18 protein-coding genes are annotated in these 20,476 nt (G+C 67.6%); 5 read left to right on the forward strand and 13 right to left on the reverse strand.

Features of this window, described 5'->3' with window-relative positions; all coding sequences use genetic code 11:
* Nucleotides 1-22: 22 nt before the first annotated feature.
* The 12 genes from J0F76_RS07865 to J0F76_RS07920 form a co-directional block, all read right to left on the reverse strand.
* A complete protein-coding gene (locus J0F76_RS07865; RefSeq protein ID WP_207467565.1) occupies nucleotides 23-1,945 on the reverse strand; it encodes a bifunctional 5-dehydro-2-deoxygluconokinase/5-dehydro-2-deoxyphosphogluconate aldolase in 1,923 nt (640 codons plus the stop codon).
* Nucleotides 1,946-1,967: 22 nt separating this feature from the next.
* Nucleotides 1,968-2,753: a TIM barrel protein gene (locus J0F76_RS07870; protein ID WP_207467567.1), complete on the reverse strand. Its 786-nt coding sequence runs from the start codon at nucleotides 2,751-2,753 to the stop codon at nucleotides 1,968-1,970.
* Between the two features lie 3 nt (nucleotides 2,754-2,756).
* Nucleotides 2,757-3,773, reverse strand: coding sequence for a Gfo/Idh/MocA family protein (locus tag J0F76_RS07875; RefSeq protein ID WP_207467569.1), 1,017 nt, complete (start codon nucleotides 3,771-3,773; stop codon nucleotides 2,757-2,759).
* 8 nt (nucleotides 3,774-3,781) lie between these two features.
* Nucleotides 3,782-4,678 (reverse strand): sugar phosphate isomerase/epimerase family protein, encoded by an 897-nt coding sequence (locus J0F76_RS07880; protein ID WP_207467571.1) that lies wholly within the window; start codon nucleotides 4,676-4,678, stop codon nucleotides 3,782-3,784.
* Between the two features lie 74 nt (nucleotides 4,679-4,752).
* Nucleotides 4,753-5,682, reverse strand: a complete 930-nt coding sequence (locus J0F76_RS07885; protein WP_207467573.1) for a substrate-binding domain-containing protein — start codon at nucleotides 5,680-5,682, stop codon at nucleotides 4,753-4,755.
* A gap of 83 nt (nucleotides 5,683-5,765) precedes the next feature.
* On the reverse strand, nucleotides 5,766-6,785 hold the full coding sequence (locus J0F76_RS07890; protein ID WP_207467575.1) for an ABC transporter permease: 1,020 nt from the start codon (nucleotides 6,783-6,785) through the stop codon (nucleotides 5,766-5,768).
* 13 nt (nucleotides 6,786-6,798) lie between these two features.
* Complete coding sequence (locus J0F76_RS07895; RefSeq protein ID WP_207467576.1) at nucleotides 6,799-8,337, reverse strand: sugar ABC transporter ATP-binding protein; 1,539 nt, start codon at nucleotides 8,335-8,337, stop codon at nucleotides 6,799-6,801.
* A gap of 59 nt (nucleotides 8,338-8,396) precedes the next feature.
* Nucleotides 8,397-9,338, reverse strand: coding sequence for a sugar ABC transporter substrate-binding protein (locus J0F76_RS07900; RefSeq protein ID WP_207467578.1), 942 nt, complete (start codon nucleotides 9,336-9,338; stop codon nucleotides 8,397-8,399).
* Between the two features lie 253 nt (nucleotides 9,339-9,591).
* On the reverse strand, nucleotides 9,592-10,620 hold the full coding sequence (locus J0F76_RS07905; protein WP_207467580.1) for a LacI family DNA-binding transcriptional regulator: 1,029 nt from the start codon (nucleotides 10,618-10,620) through the stop codon (nucleotides 9,592-9,594).
* 66 nt (nucleotides 10,621-10,686) lie between these two features.
* Nucleotides 10,687-11,685, reverse strand: coding sequence for a Gfo/Idh/MocA family protein (locus J0F76_RS07910; protein WP_207467583.1), 999 nt, complete (start codon nucleotides 11,683-11,685; stop codon nucleotides 10,687-10,689).
* On the reverse strand, nucleotides 11,682-12,824 hold the full coding sequence (locus J0F76_RS07915; protein ID WP_207467585.1) for a Gfo/Idh/MocA family protein: 1,143 nt from the start codon (nucleotides 12,822-12,824) through the stop codon (nucleotides 11,682-11,684). Before J0F76_RS07915 ends, J0F76_RS07910 begins: the two co-directional genes overlap by 4 nt.
* 73 nt (nucleotides 12,825-12,897) lie before the next feature.
* Nucleotides 12,898-13,908, reverse strand: a complete 1,011-nt coding sequence (locus J0F76_RS07920; RefSeq protein WP_207467587.1) for a LacI family DNA-binding transcriptional regulator — start codon at nucleotides 13,906-13,908, stop codon at nucleotides 12,898-12,900.
* 107 nt (nucleotides 13,909-14,015) lie between these two features.
* Between J0F76_RS07920 and J0F76_RS07925 the strand changes: the two genes are divergently transcribed.
* From J0F76_RS07925 to J0F76_RS07945, 5 genes are all read left to right on the forward strand, one after another.
* Nucleotides 14,016-14,963 (forward strand): TIM barrel protein, encoded by a 948-nt coding sequence (locus J0F76_RS07925; protein WP_242690066.1) that lies wholly within the window; start codon nucleotides 14,016-14,018, stop codon nucleotides 14,961-14,963.
* Complete coding sequence (locus J0F76_RS07930; protein WP_207467591.1) at nucleotides 14,960-16,132, forward strand: Gfo/Idh/MocA family protein; 1,173 nt, start codon at nucleotides 14,960-14,962, stop codon at nucleotides 16,130-16,132. The genes J0F76_RS07925 and J0F76_RS07930 overlap by 4 nt, the downstream gene beginning before the upstream one ends.
* A gap of 98 nt (nucleotides 16,133-16,230) precedes the next feature.
* Nucleotides 16,231-16,422: a hypothetical protein gene (locus J0F76_RS07935; RefSeq protein ID WP_207467593.1), complete on the forward strand. Its 192-nt coding sequence runs from the start codon at nucleotides 16,231-16,233 to the stop codon at nucleotides 16,420-16,422.
* Between the two features lie 232 nt (nucleotides 16,423-16,654).
* Nucleotides 16,655-18,142: an HWE histidine kinase domain-containing protein gene (locus tag J0F76_RS07940; RefSeq protein ID WP_207467595.1), complete on the forward strand. Its 1,488-nt coding sequence runs from the start codon at nucleotides 16,655-16,657 to the stop codon at nucleotides 18,140-18,142.
* A 136-nt stretch (nucleotides 18,143-18,278) separates the two neighbouring features.
* Complete coding sequence (locus J0F76_RS07945) at nucleotides 18,279-20,054, forward strand: YbhB/YbcL family Raf kinase inhibitor-like protein (protein ID WP_207467597.1); 1,776 nt, start codon at nucleotides 18,279-18,281, stop codon at nucleotides 20,052-20,054.
* Nucleotides 20,055-20,106: 52 nt separating this feature from the next.
* On the opposite strand, the gene J0F76_RS07950 is transcribed toward J0F76_RS07945, so the two are convergent.
* Complete coding sequence (locus J0F76_RS07950) at nucleotides 20,107-20,409, reverse strand: HNH endonuclease (protein WP_207467599.1); 303 nt, start codon at nucleotides 20,407-20,409, stop codon at nucleotides 20,107-20,109.
* Between the last annotated feature and the right edge of the window lie 67 nt (nucleotides 20,410-20,476).

The following is a 20,476-nucleotide window of genomic DNA, read 5'->3' on the forward strand; positions in this document are numbered from 1 at the left end:
TCGCCCATGGTCAGGGGCCGGTTCATGCCGCCACCCTTGCGCCCGCGCGCGCCTTGTCCCAGACGGCGCAAAGCCGGCCATAGCGGCGGGCCATCTCCTCGACCGCCTCGTCGTCGGTCAGGTCGCCGTCGAGCCAGGCCCGCGCCACCGCGCCGAAGATGGTGCGCCCCACGGCGAAGCCCTTGACCAGCGGAAAGGCGGCCGCCACGGCAAAGCTGCCCTGCAGCTCCTGTTCCGGCGCATCCAGGCCCAGGACCACGATGCCGCGGGTGTTGGGATCGTTCTCCTCGATGGCCGCGATGGCCTTGCGCCAGGCCACCGGAGAGGTCATCGGTTCCAGCTTCCACCAGTCGGGGTAAACGCCCGCCGCATAGAACTGCCGGATCAGCGTGGCGGTGGTCTCGTTGTCCACGGGTCCGACCTTCGAGGGGATGATCTCCAGCAGGAACTCCAGGTCGTTGCGCCGCGCGGCCTCCCACAGGCGCCTGACGGTCTCCTCCTGTCCCGCCCGCGTTGCCTCGTCATCGTCCGGATGGCAGAAGCACAGGACCTTGACCACGTTCTCGCGCGCCCATCCCTCCAGGCCGCCGCAGTCGAGGCCCAGTTCCGGCTCAAGCTCCAGCGGCCGCGATCCCGGCCATTCGGCGGGCCGGCCGATCCACAGGCCAGTGCCCGAGGCCGCATGAAGCGCGTCGCGCCCAATGCGGTTGTCGCAGAGGATGCCATAGCCCGCCTTGCCGCCCTGCACCTGCAGCGCGGCCTTCAGGCACAGCTCCTTGAAGGCGCCGCCCTTCGCGGGCGTGTAGCCGGGCATCTGCTCCAGCTGCATCCGGTGGTCGAAGGCAAAGACCCGCATGGTGGACCAGTCGCCCCCCGTACGCCGGTGGCGGTTGGTGGCCCAGTGCACCTGCTCCAGCTCCGCGTCGTTCCTCAGGTCCGGCCGGACCACGCCGCGCTTGAGGAAGAACTCGAGTTCCGCCAGCGAGGGATAGGCGGGCGTGCAGCCGTGGCGGCTGACCGCGAAGGCCCCGCAGGCATTGGCGTATTCCAAGGCCTTGGGCCAGGGCTCGCCGTCCAGCCAGCCCTTCATCAGGCCCGAGAAGAAGCCGTCGCCTGCCCCCAGCACGTTGAAGACCTCGATGGGGAAACCGGGGCCAGCCTCGCCGTCGTCCAGGCTGTCGGGGATCGCGCCGGTGAAGGCCACCGCACCGGCCGCACCCCGCTTGCAGACCAGCGTGGCGGGGGTGACCGCCCGCACCGCGCGCAGGGCTTCGATGGTGTCGGTGGAGCCGCCGGCGATGTGGAACTCCTCCTCGGTGCCCACGATCAGGTCGAAGAGCGGCAGCGTCGCCTGCAGCTTGGCCGTGACCGCCGCGCTTTCCACGAACCGGCTTTCACCTGCCCCATGCCCCGCCAACCCCCAGAGGTTCGGGCGATAGTCGATGTCCAGCGCCGTCCGCGCCCCGTGCCTGCGGGCCAGTTCCAGTGCCTTGATCACGGCCGCTTCCGTGCGCGGATGGCTCAGGTGCGTGCCCGTCGCCAGCACCGCGCGGGCGTCGGCGATCAGCGCCTCGTCGATGTCCTCCTCGCACAGCGCCATGTCCGCGCAGTCGCTGCGATAAAAGATCAGCGGAAACTGCTCCTGGTCGCGGATGCCCAGGATCACCAGCGCCGTCAGCCGCTCGGGATCGGTCGCGACGCCCCGCACGTCCACCCCCTCGCGCACCAGCTGCTCGCGGATGAAGCGGCCCATGTGCTCGTCGCCGACCCGCGTGATCAGCCCGGACCGCAGCCCGAGCCGCGCCGTGCCGCAGGCGATGTTCGTCGGACTGCCGCCGATATACTTGCGGAACGACCCCATGTCCTCCAGCCGCCCCCCGACCTGCGCGCCGTACAAGTCGATCGAACTGCGCCCGATGGTCAGAAGGTCAAGGGTCTTGGTCATGGGATCGGTCCTTGTCTTGATGTCAAAGCTTTGCGGACACGAAGTCCATGCTGGCCTTCATCGCGCCCTTGGGGTCGGCGGCCTCGTGCACTTCGGTGGCGAAGGGCTCGAAGCTGAACGGGCCGTCATAGCCCGCAGTCAGCAGTTCCTTAATCTGCGGCAGGTTTTCCAGCCGGTCCGCGTCGTCCACCAGCACCCGGTGGGCGTCCAGCATGTCGTCCACCTCCACATCGGCGTCGGTCACGCCCGAGATGTGGACAAGGCCGGTCCAGTCCGGGAAGAACTCGGTCTCTCCGGCCAGGTGGTGGTGGAAGGTGTCGTGCATCAGCTTGTAGGTGTTCTCGCCCCCCGCCGCTTCGATGGCTCGGATCGCCTCGGCCTTGCTGCGCAGGGACGAGATCGGGAAGCCCAGCGGTTCCACCAGCCCGGTCAACCCCCGCGTGTCCAGAATCGTCTTCATGGCGGTCAGCGCGCCCACCAGGCTGTCGAAATCCACGGGCGTGCCGTCGTTCAGCGGGCACATGACCAGGGCCTTGGCCCCGCAGGCGGCGGCGTAATCGGCCATCGCCTCGGCCCGCGCGGGAAGGTCGCCCTTCCAGACGTTGAAAGGATAAAGCGCGTTGATCGAGACGATGGTGACCCCGGCCTTTTCGGCCTCGGCCTTGACGTCGGCGGGGTTCCAGGTACCGACGACGTCGGGCAGGTCGTTGCGGATCTCGACCTCGGTGACGCCGAGGTCGCGGGCAGCCGCGAAGAAGTCGGGCAGCGACAGCTTGGGCGCGGCGATGTGGTTCAGGGCAAAGCGCATGGGTCAGCCTTGGGCATAAAGGGCGGGACGGTCGGGATAGGTGATGGCGATGCTGTCGCCTTCGGCTTCCTGCGCCTGGACGCAGGCGTCCGAGGCGACGGCGGCCATGTAGCCGTCCCAGGAGGTCGGGCCGGAGGCGGTGCCTTGCGCGGCGGCCTTCAGGAAGTCCTGCAATTCCACGTCATAGGAGGCCACGAAGCGGTCCTTCCAATCGGTCAGGATCGGATTGCCCCGCGTCGCGCCAAGCCGGGTCTGGATCGCCATGGGTTCGGGCAGCTTCGCCGTGCCGTCCTCGCCCACGACCTCGCACTGGATGTCGTAGCCGTAGTGGCAGTTCACGAAGATTTCCGTGTTGATGACCGTGCCCTTGGCGGTGGTCAGCGTCACGATCTGCGGGTCGCGCAGTTTCGCATGGCTGCGAGCGCAGGCGCGGGGGAAGGTCACGCGGGCGGACACGTAGTCGTCGTCCAGCAGCCAGCGGAACACGTCGATCTCGTGGATCAGCGTGTCGTGGATCGCCATGGGGGTGGTGTAGGCTTCCGGCACGGTCGGGTTGCGGTGCGCGGCGTGGATCATGATCGGCGCGCCGATCTGCTCGTCCACGACCTTTTTCAGCGCTACGTAGCCTTCGTCATAGCGGCGCATGAAGCCGACCTGGACCAGGCGTTTGCCGTGCGCCACCTCGGCATCGACGATGCGCTTGGCGCCCTCCGCCGTGGTCGCCAGCGGCTTTTCGCAGAAGCAGGGCTTGCCGGCGGCGATGGCGGCCAGCACGTATTGTTCGTGCGTGGCGCCCCAGGAGGTGACCAGAACCGCGTCCACGTCGGGGCTGGCAATCAGATCCTCGCCCGTGTCGAACACGGTGGCGTCCGGCGCGATGTCGGCCTTGACGGCCTCGGCGGAGGCGCGGTTCACGTCCGACAGCGCGGTGATGGTGCCGCCCTGCAGCACCTGGTTGATGCGGCGGGCGTGGTCGCGGCCGATGGCTCCGGTGCCGATGACACCAATTCTGACGGTCATGGGGGGTCTCACTTCCAATATTTCTGAACGTAGTTCTTGGTTTCGCGGAGCATGAACCTTGCGCTGTCCTCGGCGCGGTCTTCCCAGGCGAAGACGCAGTTCGACAGCACGCCGTCGAACTTCATGTCGGCCAGCGTCTGGAAGAACGTGTCCCAGTCGATCTCGCCCTGGCCGAAGTCGGTGTGCTGGTGGACGCGGACCTTCGACCCCGGCGGGTTGACGATGTAGCGCAGCTGCGAGGACCTGGTGTGGTCGTAGGTGTCGGCCAGGCGCACGTGCTCCAGATACCCTTCGGTCGCACGCAGGTTCGCCACCATGTCGGGGCCGTAGAAGAAGGTGTGCGGCGCGATGAAGGACGCGCGCACGCGGGGCGAGTTGATGGTCTTGATGATGTCCATGGCCGGGGCGATTTCCTCCAGCCAGTCCTCGGGGTGGGCTTCCAGCGACAGGGTGATGCCCTCGCGCTCCAGGATCGGCACCAGCACGTCCATGGCGCGGAAGAACGCGCCCTCGCAGGTCTCGGGGCGGTGCAGGCCGGATCGGTCGTTCAGGCTGCGGTCGGGGCTGCCGCCGCGACCGAATTCGCTGACGAACAGCGGGCATTCCAGCTCCACGGCGAACTCGATGGCGCGCTTCCAGTTGTCGATCGCCACCTCCCATTCGTCGGGATAGGGGCTGGCCCAGCGGTACATCGGCTGGATCGAGGCCAGACCCACCTTGTTGTCGCGCAGCGCCTGCTTGAAGGACTTGATCCGTTCCGGATAAAGCTTCGGGCGCGTCCACCACGAGAAGAAGTCGGGGCGGGGCGACATTTCCACATGGTCATAGCCAAGCTCGGCCACCTTGCGGACGGTGTCCTCCAGCGACAGGTGGCGGATCATGTGCGGGTCAAGCGTGTGTTTCATCGGGCGTCTCTGGGATGGGGTTCAGGGGCCGGGCGGGGCGGGGAGGAGGAGACGCCCCGCCCGGCAAAGGCCGGTCACTTGCGGTAACCGGCCATGTTGGCGGGGGTGACCGGCTCGAAGGGAATCCAGTGTTCGGCCTCGACCGTTTCGCCCGCAGCGGCGGCGACGGCGGCGCGGACCGCCTGCTCGCCCTGGCCGGTGGCGTTCTGATAGACGGTCACGTCCATCTGCCCGGCCTCCATCGCGGCCAGCCCGTCGGCGGTGGCGTCGATACCCGCGATGACGATGTCGCCCTTGCCGGTGGTGGCGGCCAAAGCCTGAGCCGCGCCGATCGCCATCTCGTCGTTGTTGGCGACGATGGCATCGAAGTCGAGGCCCGCTGTCATCCAGGACGTGACCAGATCCTGCGCCTGCACGCGATTCCAGTTGGCGACCTGCTTCTCGACGATCTCGACCGGGCATTCGGGGGTGGCGAAGGCCTCCTCGACCATCTGCGTGCGCACATGGGCGGCGTGGTTTTCCAGCGGACCCATCAGGATCACGGCCTTGGCGTCCTCGCGGCCCTTCAGCGCCTCGCAGACGGCGGCAGCTTCCAGGCGGCCCGCGTCGGTTTCCTGCGATCCGACATAGCCGGTGCCGGCGGGCATCCCGGTTTCGAGCTCGGCGGGCGGGTGGTTCACGTAGATCAGCGGGATGCCCGCGCCGGTGGCGGCGGCGGTGATCGCGGCGGTGCTGTCGCCGTCGACCGCGTTCACGATGATCGCATCAACACCGTTGGCCACGAAGTTCTGGACCTGGTTCAACTGCTTGGCCACGTCCAGTTGCGCGTCCTCGACCAACAGGGTGACGCCGGGGGTCTTTTCGGCCTCGGCGCGGATGCCGTTCAGAAGGATCGTCAGGAAGGGGTTGTCGAACGAGGTCATGGAAACGCCGATCTGCGTGTCGGCCATGGCCGGGGCGGCGAGGCTGAGGCACAGGGCGGTGGTGGCGATCAGTCTGGTCATGGGGTGCATCCTGTCGGTTCTGGTCGTGTCTGGTGAACCGGCGCAAGCCGGGGGGCGGTCCGAAAGCCGGGCCGCGCGTTGATTCAGCTTGTTTTCCGGCGCTTCCTTTGCCGGTGGACATCGGCCACCACGGCGGCGACGACGATGGCGCCCTTGATCATTTCCTGGTAGTAGGCGTCGAGCCTGAGGAAGGTGAAGCCCGAGATGATGACCCCGAAGATGATCATCCCGATGGCCGTCCCCAGGATCGATCCGCGCCCGCCGTTCAGGGACACGCCGCCGATCACCGCCATGGCGATGGCGTCGAGTTCATAGGCGAGGCCCATGCCGGCCTGCGCCGTCTGGCCGCGGGCGGCGACTACCATCCCGGCCAGGGCGGCCAGCATCGCGGCGATGACGTAGACCTTGACCAGGTGGCGTTCCACGTCGATGCCCGAGACACGCGCGGCCTGGGCGTTGGCGCCGATGGCATAGGTGAACTTGCCGTAGCGGGTGTATTTCATCGCCACGTGGAAGATCGCGGCCACGAGGATGAAGATCACCACCGGCATCATGCCCGAGCCGATCCAGGCAAAGCCTTCCGTCGGGAACGAGATCGGCTGGCCCTTGGTGTACCACTTGGCAAAGCCGCGCACCGTGACCATGGTGCCCAGCGTGGCGATGAAGGGCGGGATCTTGGTATAGGCGATCAGCCAGCCGTTGATCAGCCCCACCACGGCCCCGCAGCCGAGACCGATCAGCAAGGGCACGATCATCGGCAGGTCGGTCAGCGCGGGATAGACCGCGCGGGCATAGGTGGAGACCTGGGCGAAGGACATGGCGACCATCGCCACCGCGCCCACCACCGATCCCGAGGACAGGTCGATCCCGCCCGAGATGATCACCTGCGTCACGCCCACGGCGATGATGCCGATCACGGACACCTGCAGGATCATGATCTTGAGCCGGTTCCAGGAAAACAGGAACGACTGGCCCTGAAAGATCCAGCCCAGGATCTCGAAGACCACGGCGATGCCGATCAGGACCAGAAGGATGTTCACTTCCGCCGGAAGCTTGCGATGCGAACGCGGCGCGGCGCGGGCGGTGATGTCTTGGCTGCTCATGCGAATGGTTCCCTTACTTCGCCGCAAGCGACATGATCTTGACCTGGTCGGCCTCGGCCCGGTCCAGGAAGCCGGATACGTGGCCCTCGTGCATGACCATGATGCGGTCGGACATGCCCAGAACCTCGGGCAGTTCCGAGGAGATCATCAGCACGGCCACCCCTTGGGCGGCCAGTTCCGTGATCAGGCGGTGGATTTCGGATTTCGCGCCCACGTCGATGCCGCGGGTCGGCTCGTCGAGGATCAGGATGCGGGGTTTCGTCAGCAGCCAGCGGGCGATCAGCAGCTTCTGCTGGTTGCCGCCCGACAGGTTTTCCACGGTTTCCTGCAGGTTCGGGGTCTTGACGCGCAGGGTCTTGGCCATGTCCTCGGCCAGGCGGGTGACCTCGGCCTGCTGGACGAAGCCGTTCTTCACATGGCTGCGGGTGATCAGCGCCGACTGGATGTTTTCCAGGCAGTCCAGCGTCAGGAAGCAGCCGGTTTCCTTGCGGTCCTCGGTCAGGAAGGCCATGCCATGGGCCATGGCCTGGGCGGGGGTCCTGATCGCGACCTCCTGCCCGTCGATCAGGATCTGGCCGCTTTCCACGGGCGTCACGCCGAACAGCGCCTCGGCCACGTTGGACCGCTTGGACCCGACCAGGCCCGCGAGGCCCAGGATCTCGCCGCGCCGCAGGCTGAAGGACACGTCGTGGAAGACGCCGGGCAGGGTCAGGTTGCGGACCTCCAGGATCGTCTCGCCGATGGGGCAGTCGACCTTGGGGAACATGTTGGTGATCTCGCGCCCCACCATCATGCGGATGATGTCGTCGCGGGTCACATCCGATGCATTGTGGGTGCCCACGTACTTGCCGTCGCGGAAGACGGTGAACTCGTCGGCGATCTCGAACAGCTCGTTCATCTTGTGGGTGATGTAGACGATGCCGATGCCGCGGCTCCGCAGGTCGCGGATGATGGCGAACAGGTGGTCCACCTCGCGTTCGGTCAGCGCCGACGTGGGTTCGTCCATGATCAGGACGTCCGAGTTGTGGCTGACCGCCTTGGCAATCTCGACCATCTGCTTCTGCGCGACGGTCAGTTCGCTGACCTGCGCGCGGGGGTCGAGCCTGATGTTCAGGCGGTCGAACAGGTCGGCGGTCATCTGCGCCATCTTGTTGTGGTCGATCAGGCCGAAGCGGTTCTTCGGCTCGCGCCGGATCCAGATGTTCTCGGCCACCGTCATCCAGTTCATCAGCGCCAGTTCCTGGTGGATCATCGAAATCCCCTGTTCCAGCGCGTCCAGCGGCGACTTCAGCGCCACCACCTGTCCCCGCAGCCGGATTTCCCCGGCATCGGGCTGATACACCCCGGCGATGATCTTCATCAGCGTGGACTTGCCCGCGCCGTTCTCGCCCATCAGCGCGTGGACGGTGCCGGGACGGATGCGCAGCTGCACGTCATCCAGCGCCAGCACGCCCGGAAACTCCTTGCGGATGCCGCTGATCGACAAGACACCCTCGCGCTCGGTCGCGGCATGAACGCGGTCGATGGCGGCAGCGGTCCTTGGACTGACCATGGTCGTCCTCCGGTTGGGGAAAAGGGTGCCGGGGCGCGGGTCCGCCCCGGCAGAAAGGCTCAGTTCTTCGCCTGGTAGTCGGCAAGGTTCGCGGGCGTCACCAGCTCGAAGGGCACGTAGACCTTGCTTTCCACGGCCTCGCCGCGCGCCAGCTTGACGGCGGCGTCCACCGCGCCCTGCCCTTGGCCCGCCGCATTCTGAAACACGCTCACGTCCAGGTCGCCCGCTTCCATCGCGGCCAGCGCGTCCTGCGTGGCGTCCACGCCGCCGATGATCACGTCGTCCATCGACCGGCCCGCCGATTTCAGCGCCTGGATCGCGCCAATGGCCATTTCGTCGTTGTTGGAAATCACCGCGTCGAATTCGATGCCCGAGGTGATCCAGTTCGTCATCAGGTCGGCGGCCTGGGTGCGCGACCAGTTGGCGGTCTGCTCCTCGACGATGGTGATGAAGCTGCATTCGGGCGTGGCGATCACGTCCTTGATGTCCTGGGTGCGCATCCGCGCCGCCTGGTTCGACAACTCGCCCATCAGGACCACGGCCTTGGCCTCGGTCTTGCCGGCCTCCTTCAGCAGGCGGCAGATTTCCTGGGTTTCCAGCGTGCCGGACTCTTTCTCGTCGGAGGCCACAAAGGCCTGCTTCTCGGGCAGGTCATCGACGTTGACCGGCTCGCGGTTCACGTAGACCAGCGGGATGCCCGCGTCGGCGGCAGCCTGCGACATGGCGACGGTGGCGTCGGTGTCCACGGGGTTCACGATGATCGCGTCCACACCCGAGGCCACGAAGTTCTGGATCTGGTTCAGCTGCTTGCCGACGTCGTTCTGCGCGTCCTCGATCTGCAGGGTCACGCCGTCCAAGGTGGCGGCATGGTCCTGCATCCCGTTGCGCAGGACGGTCAGGAAGTTGTCGTCGAACAGGGCCATGGATACCCCGATATTCTCGGCCTGGGCAGCCGTTCCCAGCAGCGCGCAGATCGCGGTCGCCGTCAGCAGTCGCTTCATGGTCTTCCCTCCACTGATGGTGCACCGGGCACCTTTATTCGTTACCTCGCGCCAGAAGGGTGCAGGCCATCGCCCCTGCCACGGCAGGGTTCAGGTCGGTCCGGTCTCTGGCAGGCGGCGACGATTCTCCTCAAGGCTCGTCGCAAGAGGAAGATCACGAAAGCGCGCGCTTCGGTCAATCGCGGCGTGGTCCGCGAAACCCTCATTCATGATGGAAAATGATGCCCGTGATGATGGTTTACCATCAAATGCGTCACAGGCTTTCCGGCGTCCAGATCTGGAAGGGCAGGAAACGCTGGCCGGGATTGTCCGTCAGCCCGTGTTCGCGGGCATGGATCATCAGGGCGATGGTTTCCTCGCAGACCTGCCGCAGGGGCGTGCTGATGACGACCGACAGCGTGCGGTCCTGCAAGGCCTCGCGCGAATCCGGCGTCAGTTCGTTCACCACCAGGACCACGTCGCCGGGCTTGCGCAGTTCGCGCAGCGCGGCGATGGCGCCTTCCATCCCGCCGCCCGCGCAATAGATGCCGACGATGTCGTTGTGCCGTTCCAGCAGTTCGGTCACGGCTTCATAGGTCAGTTGCCGCGTTTCCAGGTTGACCTGGGGGTTCAGCAGCTCGAACTCGGGCGCGTATTCGCGAAAATAGCTGCGAAAGCCGGTTTCGCGCAGTTCGTGTCCGTGAAAGCGGTGCCCGCCGATGAAGACGGCGACCTTTCCCGGCCTCCTGGTGATCTTGGAAATCAGCCAGCCGACCGAGCGGCCCACCTTGATGTTGTTGGTGCCGACATAGCTTTCGCGCACCCCCTGGGCGAAATCCGACAGCAGGGAAAAGGTCGGGATGCCGCGCAGGCGCAGGTCGGCGACGGCCGCCGTGACCTTGTGGTGGTCCAGTCCGGTCGCCGCCACCGCATCCACCTTGCCCGCCAGCGAGGCCAGCAGCTGTTCCAGTTCCCCCGGCAGGGTGGATTGGGCAAAGCGCACCGTCACCCGCAGCCGGTGCGAGGAGACCTGGGCCGCCTGCTCCTGGAATTCGCGCGCGAAGTCCTGGTAGAAGGGGTGGCGTTCCTTCTGCAGGATCAGCGCGACATGCAGTTCGGGCAGTTCGGCCATCAGCCGCGCGCGGATGGCGTTCGCGCCGTGATAGCCGATGCGCTGCGCGGCCTCCTGCACGCGCCGCGCGGTTTCCTCGCGCACCTTCAGGCGCCCGTTCAGCACGCGGTCGGCGGTGGCAAGGCTGACGCCCGCCTCGCGCGCCAGATCGGCAATGGTCGGACGGCGCATCGGGACCCCTTCGGCTGTGACGTGACCCGTCAAGCATCTGAGGGTTTCATATCATCACCCCGCTCGTCAAGGATGCCAGCCGCCCCCCACATCGACCGGCTGCCCCGTCGCGATGGACATCAGGGCGGCTTCCGCCAGCCTCTGCGCCTCGTAGCCGTCGCGGATGCCGGCCAGCGGCGCAGGGCCACCTTGCAGCCAGGCCGCGAAGGCCTCCATCTCGGCGCGGTACGCGGCCTCGAAGCGGGCGATGAAATAATCCATGGGCGGCGCGGTCCTCTGGCCCGCCGGTCCCGCGATGCGGATGTCGGTCTGCGGTCGGTTGTCGATGAACAGGACCTCGGACGCGCAATGCGCCTCGAGCCGCTGGTCGTAGCCCAAGGGACCGCGGCGGTTGTTGGTCATCGTCACCATGCGCCCCGATCCCGTCAGCATCGTCACGGCCAGCGTGTCGATGTCGCCCGCTGCCCCGATCGCACCGTCGATCTGGCAGTTGCCGACGGCATAGACGGTCGCGATCTCCTCGCCGCACATGAAGCGGGCCTGGTCGAAGTCGTGGATCGCCTGGTCGCGCAGCATTCCCCCCGACCGGCGGACATAGTCGACGGGGGGAGGCGCGGGGTCGCGGGTATGCATCACCAACTGCTCCAGCCGCCCCGAGGCGCCGGAAGCGATGCGGTCCCGCACCCCCCGGAAGTTCGGGTCGTAGCGGCGCTGGAAGCCCATCATGCAACGGATGCCCGAAGCCTCGACCGCCTCGGTCACGCGTGCGACCGTGGGCCAGTCCAGCGAGATCGGCTTTTCGCAGAACGCCGCCAGCCCGCGCCGGGCGGCCGCCAGCAGCAATTCCGCATGGCTGTCGGTGGAGGAACAGATGACGATGCCGTCCAGATCGTCGGACAGCGCGTCATCCGCCGATGACCGCCGTGCGCCAAGCCGCGTGGCCAGCGCCTGGCAGTCGGCCAGCGGATCGACCAGATGCGCGACGGTGACGCCGGTGATCGCGGCGGCATTGCAGGCGTGGACCGCGCCGATGCGGCCCGCGCCGAAGATGGCCAGCCGGGTCATGCCCAGGCCTCCGCCTCGATCCGGTCCACGCGGACCCAGGCGCCGCTGTCGCAGGAGGCCAGCACGGCATCGACCACGGCGGCGGTATGGACGGCTGCGGTGAAATCAGGCCAGGCGGGCGTGCCTTCGGCGATGGCGCGGATGAATTCGGCCATCTCCACCACGATCATGTCGTTGTAGCCGAAGCCATGCCCCGCGCCGATGCAGAAGCGGCCATAATCGCCATGCCCCGGCGCGGCCAGGATCGTGCGGAAACCCTGCCGCCCCTTGCGGTCGGCGGCGTCATAGAACTGCAGCTCGCCCATCCGTTCCTGATCGAAGCGCACCGTGCCCCTGGTCCCCACGACCTCGTAGGTCAGGCCCATCTTGCGACCCGCATGGATTCGGCTGGCCGTGATGCTGCCCGGCACGCCGGATGCGAAGCGCAGCAGGATCTGCGCCTGATCGTCGTTCTCGACCGCCGCCATGCCGCTTGCTGCCGGGCGCTGCGCATGGACGGTCTGGCGCATCCCCACCACCTCGGCCATCGGGCCGCACAGGAAATGCGCCAGGTTGATCGCGTGGCTGGCGATGTCGCCAAGCGCCCCGGCACGGCCGACCTGGGCCGCGACCTGCCGCCAGTCATGGGGCAGCGACGGGTCCATCAGGTAATCCTCGACATGGGTGGCGCTGAAATGGATCACCTCGCCGATCTCTCCGCCCGCGACGATCTGGTGCGCAAGCTGGGTCGCGGGGTTCTTGATGTAGTTGAAGCCGGTCATCGTGACCCGCCCGCTGGCCTGGGCGGCGCGTGCCATCTGCGCCGCCTCGCGCGCCGTGCGGCCCAGCGGCTTTTCGCACAGCACATGCTTGCCCGCCTGCAGGGCCGCCACGGCCATGTCCGCGTGCAGGAAGGTGGGCGAGGCGATGGCGACCGCCGCCACGTCCTTCGCCGCCAGCACCTCGCGCCAGTCGCCCGTGCCGCGTTCGAATCCGAAGTCGCGCGCCCGGCGTTCCGCCCCCGCCGCGTCCGTTGTCGCGATGACGCGTCTGGCCGCGCGATGCGGCATCTCGTACACCGTCGAGACCTGCGACAGCGCGATGGCATAGGCCTTGCCCATGTAGCCCGCGCCGATGACGCCAAAGCCGATATCCGTCATGATCCCCCCTTGTTCCCGGACAGGCTAGGGGGCAGCCGGTTGCCGCTTCAAGCAGGGGGTTGAGGGGAAACCCTCAGGCGCTCTCGGGCATGACGATCTGGATCTCGGTGGCGATGGACGCGGCCTCGCCCTCCAGCCGGCCGATCAGGCGGGCCAGGGTTTCGACCGCAAGCCGCGCCTCGAGCATGGGCTTCTGGTCGATGACGGCCTGCACCCTGCGGTCCCGCAGCATGAGGCGGCGGTCGGGCGTCAGTTCGTGGGTGACGATGGCGATCGGGCGGGACCGGCGGATGGGCGCCAGCGCCGCCACCAGGTCCGAACAGCCGGTCGTGCACAGATAGACGCCCCGCAGGTCGGGGTTCGCGCGCGCGGCGCGCAGGGCCATGGCGGCGGCGGTCGCCTTGTCCTCGTGCGTTTCCAGAACGTCGCAGACGCGCACCGCAGGGTGGCGTTCCGCCAGCACGTCGATGAAGCCGCCGCTGCGCGCGCCGTGGCCCGGCATGTCGAAGCGGCCGATCAGGACCAGCGCCTCGCCCCCGCCCTGGCCGATCAGATAGCCCATCAGGTCGCCCGCCACCCGGCCCGACTGGCGGTCGTCGGGACCCACGAAGGCGGCGCGGGTGCGGGCGGGGACGTCGTCGGCCATCGTCACCACGGGGATGCGCGGGGGCAGCGCCTCGATCGCCGCGACCACCTGCGGGGCGGCGGGCACGGTCAGGATCATGCCGTCGGCCCAGGCGGCGGCGCGCGCGATCCGGGCCGCGATCAGATCCGGCCGGGCCGGATCGACATGCTCGACCTGGAACAGCAGGTTCAGGTCGCGGTGGATGGCGCGGGCCTGTTCGATCCCTTGGCGCAACTGGTCGTGGAAGGGGTTCGACGGCGGCTGGATCAGGATCGCCACGCGCTTGGCCAGCGTGGGCCTGATCGCCAGGTGGCGATCCAGCCCCAGCCGCCGCGCAGCCTTCAGGATCGCGGCTTCCTTGTCCGCCGACACCCCGCCGCGCCGGTTCACCACCCGGTCCACGGTCGCAACCGACACGCCCGCGGCCCGGGCCACATCCTCCAACGTCACTTTCGCCATGGTGCCCCCCTTATGCGCGCGACAGTGGCGGATTGAGGGTTTCCCCTCAAGACATTCCTTCGTGCGGCGCCTTGTGACGGCTAATCATGCCGGTGACGGAGGACACCATGACCATCACCATCACCACGGCGCCCTGCTGCTGGGGCGTTGACGACCTCGGCAATCCCAACCTGCCCCCTTGGCGGCTGGTGCTGAGCGAGGCCGCAGCCGCCGGTTACGGCGGGCTCGAGTTGGGCCCCCATGGCTACATGCCGCTGGACGCCGAGGTGGTGTCAGGGGAACTGCGCAACCGGGGGCTCTACGTCGTGGCGGGCACGATCTTCGACAACCTGGTCGATCCTGCGAACCTTGAAAACCTGAAGGACCAGACCCGCCGGATCTGCGCGGTCATCACCGCCCTGCCCCGCCCGCCCCTATCGCCGGGCCAGCGCTTTGCCGCGCCCTATCTGACGGTGATGGACTGGGGCCACGAGGCGCGCGACTATGCCGCGGGCCATTCGGACCGCGCCGGGCGGCTGGGCGACGCGGCATGGGCCGGCATGGTCGCCACGATCCGCAGCATCGCCTGCATCGCGCGGGACGAATACGGCGTCCGCGCCGTGATCCACCCCCATGCCGGCGGCCACATCGAGTTCGCCGACGAGATCGAGCGCATCGTCCGTGACATCCCCGCCGACGAGGCCGGGCTGTGCCTGGACACCGGCCACACCCTTTATGCCGGGATGGACCCGGTCGCCATGCTGGACCGGTACTGGGACCGGCTGGACTACCTCCACTTCAAGGACATCGACGCGGCCAGATACGCCGAGGTCATGGCCCGCCGCATCCGCTTCTTCGATGCCTGCGCCGAAGGCGTGATGTGCCCCATCGGCGACGGCTGCATCGACTATCCCGCGATCCTGGCCCTGCTGGACCGGCGCGACTATGCGGGCTTCATCACCGTGGAACAGGAACGCGACCCGCTGAACGCCGGCGGATCGCTGGCCGATGTCCGCAAATCCCGCCGCTATCTGGAAACCGTGGGCTTTGCCCGGACCGAGGAGACGACCCGATGATCAACGGCACCCGCCTGACGAAATCCGCGATCCGCTGGGGCATGGTGGGCGGCGGCAAGGGCAGCCAGATCGGCTATGTCCACCGGTCCGCCGCCCTGCGCGACGGCTATTTCGACCTGAAGGCCGGGGCCTTCGACCTCGACCCCGACCGGGGCCGCGCCTTCGGGGTCGACCTGGGTCTGGACCCCGACCGCTGCTATCCCGACTACGGGGCGATGTTCGCGGCCGAATCCGCCCGTCCCGACGGCATCCGCTGCGTGACGGTCGCCACGCCCAACAACACCCATTACCCGATCACCAGGGCCGCCCTTCTGGCCGGGCTTCACGTGATCTGCGAAAAGCCCCTGACCTTCACCACGGCCGAGGCCTTGGATCTGCAAGCCATCGCCGCCGAACGCGGCCTGGTTGTCGGCGTCACCTACGGCTATTCCGGCCACCAGATGATCGAGGAAGCCGCCCGCCTTGTCGCCGACGGCACCCTGGGCGAGATCCGCATCGTCAACCTGCAATTCGCCCATGGCTTCCACAGCCAGGCGGTCGAAGGAGACAGCCCCGCCACCCGCTGGCGCGTCGATCCGGCCTTTGCGGGACCCAGCTATGTCCTGGGGGATCTGGCGACGCATCCCCTCTACATCGCGGGGGTCATCTGCCCCGACCTGCGCATCAAGCGGCTGCTCTGCTCGCGCCAAAGCTTTGTCGCCTCGCGCGCGCCGCTGGAGGACAATGCCACGGTGCTGATGGAATACGACACGGGCGCGGTGGGCACCTGCTGGACCTCGGCCGTGAACGCGGGGGCGATGCACAGCCAGAAGGTGCGGGTCGTGGGGTCCAAGGGGTCGATCGAATGGTGGGACGAGCACCCCAACCAGTTGCGGCTGGAAATCCAGGGCGAGCCCGCACGCCTGCTGGACCGGGGGATGCCCTACCTGCACCCGCAGGCCCTGGCCGACGACCGCATCGGCGCGGGCCATCCCGAAGGGCTGTTCGACGCCTGGGCCAACCTCCACTACCGGTTCGCGCTGGCCATCGAGGCGCATGAGGACCGCGATCCGTCCGGCGTGGCCGGCCTGCGCTATCCCGGCATCGCGGCAGGGGTCGAGGGCGTCCGCTGGGTCGAACACTGCGTCCGGTCCGCCGACGCGGGCGGGGTCTGGGTGGACTATGCCTGAAGACGGGCCGCGTGGCGCCATCGTCCAAAATGCGGGCCGCAGGGAACCGGCGGGCGGCGATGCTCGTAAGGTCAGGAATGCCGACAGGAGCTTGGGCCGTGGACGAATACTGGATCTGCCGACGCGACAACCCCCATTTCCGGCTGAACGAGGCCGGGTCCGACTTTTCGACCAGCGCCGCGCCCATGGTGTTCGACAGCCATGACGCGGCCCATGACTACATGATCCGAGAGAACACCAGGCCGCCGCTCGAAGGCCTGTCGCTGGAGATCGTCAAGTCCGACGGGTGACATGGCCCCCCGCCCGCGACGCCGGAACGGCAAGCCCCCGCGACGCGGTCGCGGGCGGCGATCGCCATGGGCCGCAGGCAGGCTTGTGCCGGTCGGGCCGGCTTTCGGATCACGGGTGCAATAGGCCTCGCAAGATGATTGTTTCACCTATATCAGTATGTTCAAAGCGGGCTGGGCCAGATCTCTCCCGGAATGAGACGACCCTGGTATGGACAGATTGCACAAGGCCAAGATGCCCACGGCCGACCATGTGTCGGCACTGAAAGGCGGGGGGGAATGCGGCGCCCTGCTGCGCGGTCTCGACTGGACCGCGAACCCTCTTGGGCACCCTGAGGACTGGCCGGCGGAACTGTCGGCCCTTGTCGGGATCACCCTGGCCTCGGCCCAGCCGATGCTGATCGTCTGGGGCCCCAGCCAGATCACGCTGTATAATGACGGCTATGCGGCCATGTGCGGCCAGCGCCACCCGCAGGCGCTTGGCAGGCCGTTCAAGGAACTGTGGTTCGACATCTGGGACACGGTCCAGCCGATCATCGACGCCGCCTATTCGGGCGTCAGCACCTCGATGGACGACATCGAGTTCACGATGCATCGCAACGGCTATCCCGAAAAGACGAACTTCGCCTTTTCCTACAATCCGGTTCGCAACCGCGCGGGCGAGGTGCTGGGCATGTTCTGCCCGTGCACCGAAACCACCGCCAGCGTCGCCGCCCGCGGCGTCGAGCGCGTGGAGCGGAGCGGCTTCCTGCAGGTGCTCGAGGTGGCGCTTGGCGCGACGGCCCTGCTCAGCGGGCCCGACCATGTCTTCCGTTTCGCGAATGCCGAATATGCCAAGCTTGTGGGCAACCGCGACATCATCGGCAAGCCCGTCCGGCTTGCCCTGCCCGAGGTCGTGGGACAGGGTTTCGTCGCGATCCTCGACAAGGTTTACCGCACCGGCGAATCCCATGTCGGCCGCCAGATCCCCATCGAGCTGAAAAGCCATCCCGACGCCGTCGCCAGGCTGCGCCACCTCGATTTCCTGTATCACCCGATCCGGGACGAGAAGGGCGCGATCAACGGCATCTTCGTTCAGGCGCTGGATGTCACCGAGCAGGTGGACGAGGAACAAAGGCAGGGGATGCTGAACCGCGAACTGGGCCACCGGCTGAAGAACCAGCTGGCCATGGTCCAGGCCATCGTGAACCAGACACTGCGCTCCGCCGATGACCTGGAATCGGCCGGCAAGGCCCTGAGCGGCCGCATCCGCGCCCTGGCCGGCGCCCACGACATGCTGATCGAGGGCCGCGCAAGCAGGACCACCGTGGACGAGATCGTCCGCAAGGCCCTGGCACCCTATGACGATGACAGGGGAACGCGGATCGGCATCGGCGGGCCCTCGCTGGCGATCGCGTCGCGGCCTGCGCTGTCGCTTTCACTGATCCTTCACGAGCTTTCGACCAACGCCACCAAATACGGCGCCTTGTCCAACGACGCGGGCCTTGTCCGCATCGACTGGCGGACCCGCCCTTCCCCGGACGGAACAGAGCAGTTCGTCCTGTCCTGGAGCGAGACGGACGGCCCGCCCGTCACCGAGCCGGAAAGCATCGGCTCGGGCACGCGCCTGATCCGCACGGGGCTGTCGGGAACGGCCGCCTGCGAGGTCGTCATCGACTATGCCCCCGACGGGCTGCGCTGCGAGATCGCCGCCGATCTGGCAAGCTTCCAGAACGAGAACTAGGCCGCTGCACCGGTCCGTCCGCCTGCCGCGCGCCGGATGGCGGGGCATGTGATAAACATTGGTCCGGCCGATTTCTGCGGAACCCCGGCCCCGATGCGGTGTTGGCCGGAAAACAGCTTCGCCAACAGGAACAGCCATGCCGCGCTTTCAGACGGTTCTCATGATCTCGGCGTCGCTTGTCGCGCCATCCGCCCTGCTGGCCCAGCCGGAAGGCAAGGTCGGGCAGTATTCCGACGTGACGATCACCGGTGCCATCCTTGAACCGACCCCGAGAAAGGCGGCCAGCGACGACGAGCTTCTGGCGGGCCTCACGCTGGCCGAAGGCGCGACCGCCACCGTCTTCGCAAGGGATCTGGTGAACCCGCGCATCCTGGCGGTGTCCGCCGATGGCACCCTTTACGCCACGCGGCGCAGCGTGGGTGACGTGATCATGCTGCGCGACGGCGACAGCGACGGGGTGGCCGATGCGCCGGTCACGGTCGCGAGCAGGCCGGGGATGCACGGCATCGCCTTTGACGGCAACCGCGTCTATCTGGCAACCGTCAACGACGTCTATGTCGCGGACGTGGCCGAGGACGGCACCTTTGGCGACCTGCAGCGCATCATCAACGACCTGCCGGACGGCGGCCAGCATCCGAACCGCACCCTTGCCATGGGACCGGACGGCAAGCTCTACATCTCGGCCGGAAGCACCTGCAACGCCTGCGCCGAGACCAATCCCGAAAGCGCGACCATGCTGCGCGCGGAACCCGACGGGACCAGCCGCGCGATCTTCGCCAGCGGCTTGCGCAACACCATCGGCTTCGACTGGGAACCGGAATCAGGCCAGCTTTGGGGCATGGATCACGGCATCGACTGGCTGGGCGACGAGGAGCAGATCGAGGAACTGAACCAGATCCAGCAGGGCAAGCGGTACGGCTGGCCCTTCGTCTATGGCATGGACGAGTTCAACCCGCAGGACAATCCGCCGCCGGGCACCACCTTGGAAACCTGGGCCGAGATGTCCGAGGAACCGGCGCGGGGCTATACGCCCCATGCCGCGCCGATGCAGATGGTGTTCTATGACGGCGCGATGTTTCCCGAATGGCGCGGCGACGCCCTTGTCGCCATGCGGGGATCGTGGAACCGCCGCCCGCCGTCGGGCTATGAACTGATCAGGATCGACTTCCAGGATGGCAAGCCCGTCGGCTTCGAACCCGTCGTGACCGGCTTTCTGGCGGAAGGCACGGATGGCTGGACCTATTCGGGCCGTCCGGTCGGCGTCGCCGTGGGGAAGGATGGCGCCATCTTCCTGTCAGACGACAGCGAGGGCGTGATCTATCGCATCGCCTCGCACAGCGCGCCGCAGGACCGTCCGCCGGCGGGCGGCCCCGTGCCGAACGCGCTGACCCCGCCCCCGCCCGCCCCCCTGGCGATCGAGGCGCTTAAGGCGGAACCCGGCCTGACCGTTTCCGCCCCCTTCCAGCCCGATGGCGCCATCGACCTTGAACACGCGGCCGATGGCGACAACGCCTCGCCCGCCTTGTCCTGGGAAGGCGCGCCCGAGGGCACGCAGTCCTTTGTGGTCCTGTCCGAAGACCCCGATGCCAAGGAGCCCAAGCCCTTCGTCCACTGGCTGGCCTATGACATCCCGGCCGGGGTGACCGCCCTGCGCGAGGGGCTGCCGACCGAGGCATCGCTGCCCGATCCCGAAGGGGTGAAGCAGGGCGCCAACTCGATGGGATCGACCGGCTATACCGGGCCGAAGCCGCCGGTGCAGGACGGGGCGCATCATTACCACTTCCAGGTCTTCGCCCTGGACGTGCCCAGCCTGGCCCTGCCCCCCGCTGCCGACCGCGCCGCCGTTCTTGCCGCGATGCAGGGTCACGTCCTTGCCGCAGGAGAGATCGTGGGCACCTTCGACCGAAACTGATGGGGCCGCCGCACGGCTAGCATGACCTTTGCCGCCGGTGCAGGTCCCGCCGTTAGCCTTTCTTCCGGCCGCCGCCGCGCGGCACGCGGGACAGGAAGCCCGGCGGGCGGCGGCTGACCCAATCGGCAAAGACCGCAAGCCGGGGATGCGCGCGCAGGGCCTCGGGCGTGTTGAAGCTCCGCGCCAGATCCTTTTCGCTGATCGCGGCATGGATTTCCTTGTGGCAGATGTGGTGCATCAGCACCACCGGCCCCCTTGCCCCGCCTTTCGACCGGGGAATGAGGTGATGCAGGCTTTGCGGCACATCGGGCGGGATGGGACGCAGGCAAAGAGGGCAGCGGGGATCGTCGTCCATGGCCCCGATATGTGCACTGCCCGCGGAAAGTCACGCAAAAGGCATCCGGCTTTCGTTCAATTTTTGT

This window comes from Paracoccus fontiphilus, from assembly GCF_017356265.1.
In the GTDB taxonomy this organism is placed as follows: Bacteria; Pseudomonadota; Alphaproteobacteria; order Rhodobacterales; family Rhodobacteraceae; genus Paracoccus; species Paracoccus fontiphilus.

Excerpts from the sequence above, each read along its gene's own strand:
- J0F76_RS07865 (WP_207467565.1), bottom strand. The coding sequence starts at position 1,945 with ATGACCAAGACCCTTGACCTTCTGACCATCGGGCGCAGTTCGATCGAC.
- J0F76_RS07870 (WP_207467567.1), bottom strand. The coding sequence starts at position 2,753 with ATGCGCTTTGCCCTGAACCACATCGCCGCGCCCAAGCTGTCGCTGCCC.
- J0F76_RS07875 (WP_207467569.1), bottom strand. The coding sequence starts at position 3,773 with ATGACCGTCAGAATTGGTGTCATCGGCACCGGAGCCATCGGCCGCGAC.
- J0F76_RS07880 (WP_207467571.1), bottom strand. The coding sequence starts at position 4,678 with ATGAAACACACGCTTGACCCGCACATGATCCGCCACCTGTCGCTGGAG.
- J0F76_RS07885 (WP_207467573.1), bottom strand. The coding sequence starts at position 5,682 with ATGACCAGACTGATCGCCACCACCGCCCTGTGCCTCAGCCTCGCCGCC.
- J0F76_RS07890 (WP_207467575.1), bottom strand. The coding sequence starts at position 6,785 with ATGAGCAGCCAAGACATCACCGCCCGCGCCGCGCCGCGTTCGCATCGC.
- J0F76_RS07895 (WP_207467576.1), bottom strand. The coding sequence starts at position 8,337 with ATGGTCAGTCCAAGGACCGCTGCCGCCATCGACCGCGTTCATGCCGCG.
- J0F76_RS07900 (WP_207467578.1), bottom strand. The coding sequence starts at position 9,338 with ATGAAGCGACTGCTGACGGCGACCGCGATCTGCGCGCTGCTGGGAACG.
- J0F76_RS07905 (WP_207467580.1), bottom strand. The coding sequence starts at position 10,620 with ATGCGCCGTCCGACCATTGCCGATCTGGCGCGCGAGGCGGGCGTCAGC.
- J0F76_RS07910 (WP_207467583.1), bottom strand. The coding sequence starts at position 11,685 with ATGACCCGGCTGGCCATCTTCGGCGCGGGCCGCATCGGCGCGGTCCAC.
- J0F76_RS07915 (WP_207467585.1), bottom strand. The coding sequence starts at position 12,824 with ATGACGGATATCGGCTTTGGCGTCATCGGCGCGGGCTACATGGGCAAG.
- J0F76_RS07920 (WP_207467587.1), bottom strand. The coding sequence starts at position 13,908 with ATGGCGAAAGTGACGTTGGAGGATGTGGCCCGGGCCGCGGGCGTGTCG.
- J0F76_RS07925 (WP_242690066.1), top strand. The coding sequence starts at position 14,016 with ATGACCATCACCATCACCACGGCGCCCTGCTGCTGGGGCGTTGACGAC.
- J0F76_RS07930 (WP_207467591.1), top strand. The coding sequence starts at position 14,960 with ATGATCAACGGCACCCGCCTGACGAAATCCGCGATCCGCTGGGGCATG.
- J0F76_RS07940 (WP_207467595.1), top strand. The coding sequence starts at position 16,655 with ATGCCCACGGCCGACCATGTGTCGGCACTGAAAGGCGGGGGGGAATGC.
- J0F76_RS07945 (WP_207467597.1), top strand. The coding sequence starts at position 18,279 with ATGCCGCGCTTTCAGACGGTTCTCATGATCTCGGCGTCGCTTGTCGCG.
- J0F76_RS07950 (WP_207467599.1), bottom strand. The coding sequence starts at position 20,409 with ATGGACGACGATCCCCGCTGCCCTCTTTGCCTGCGTCCCATCCCGCCC.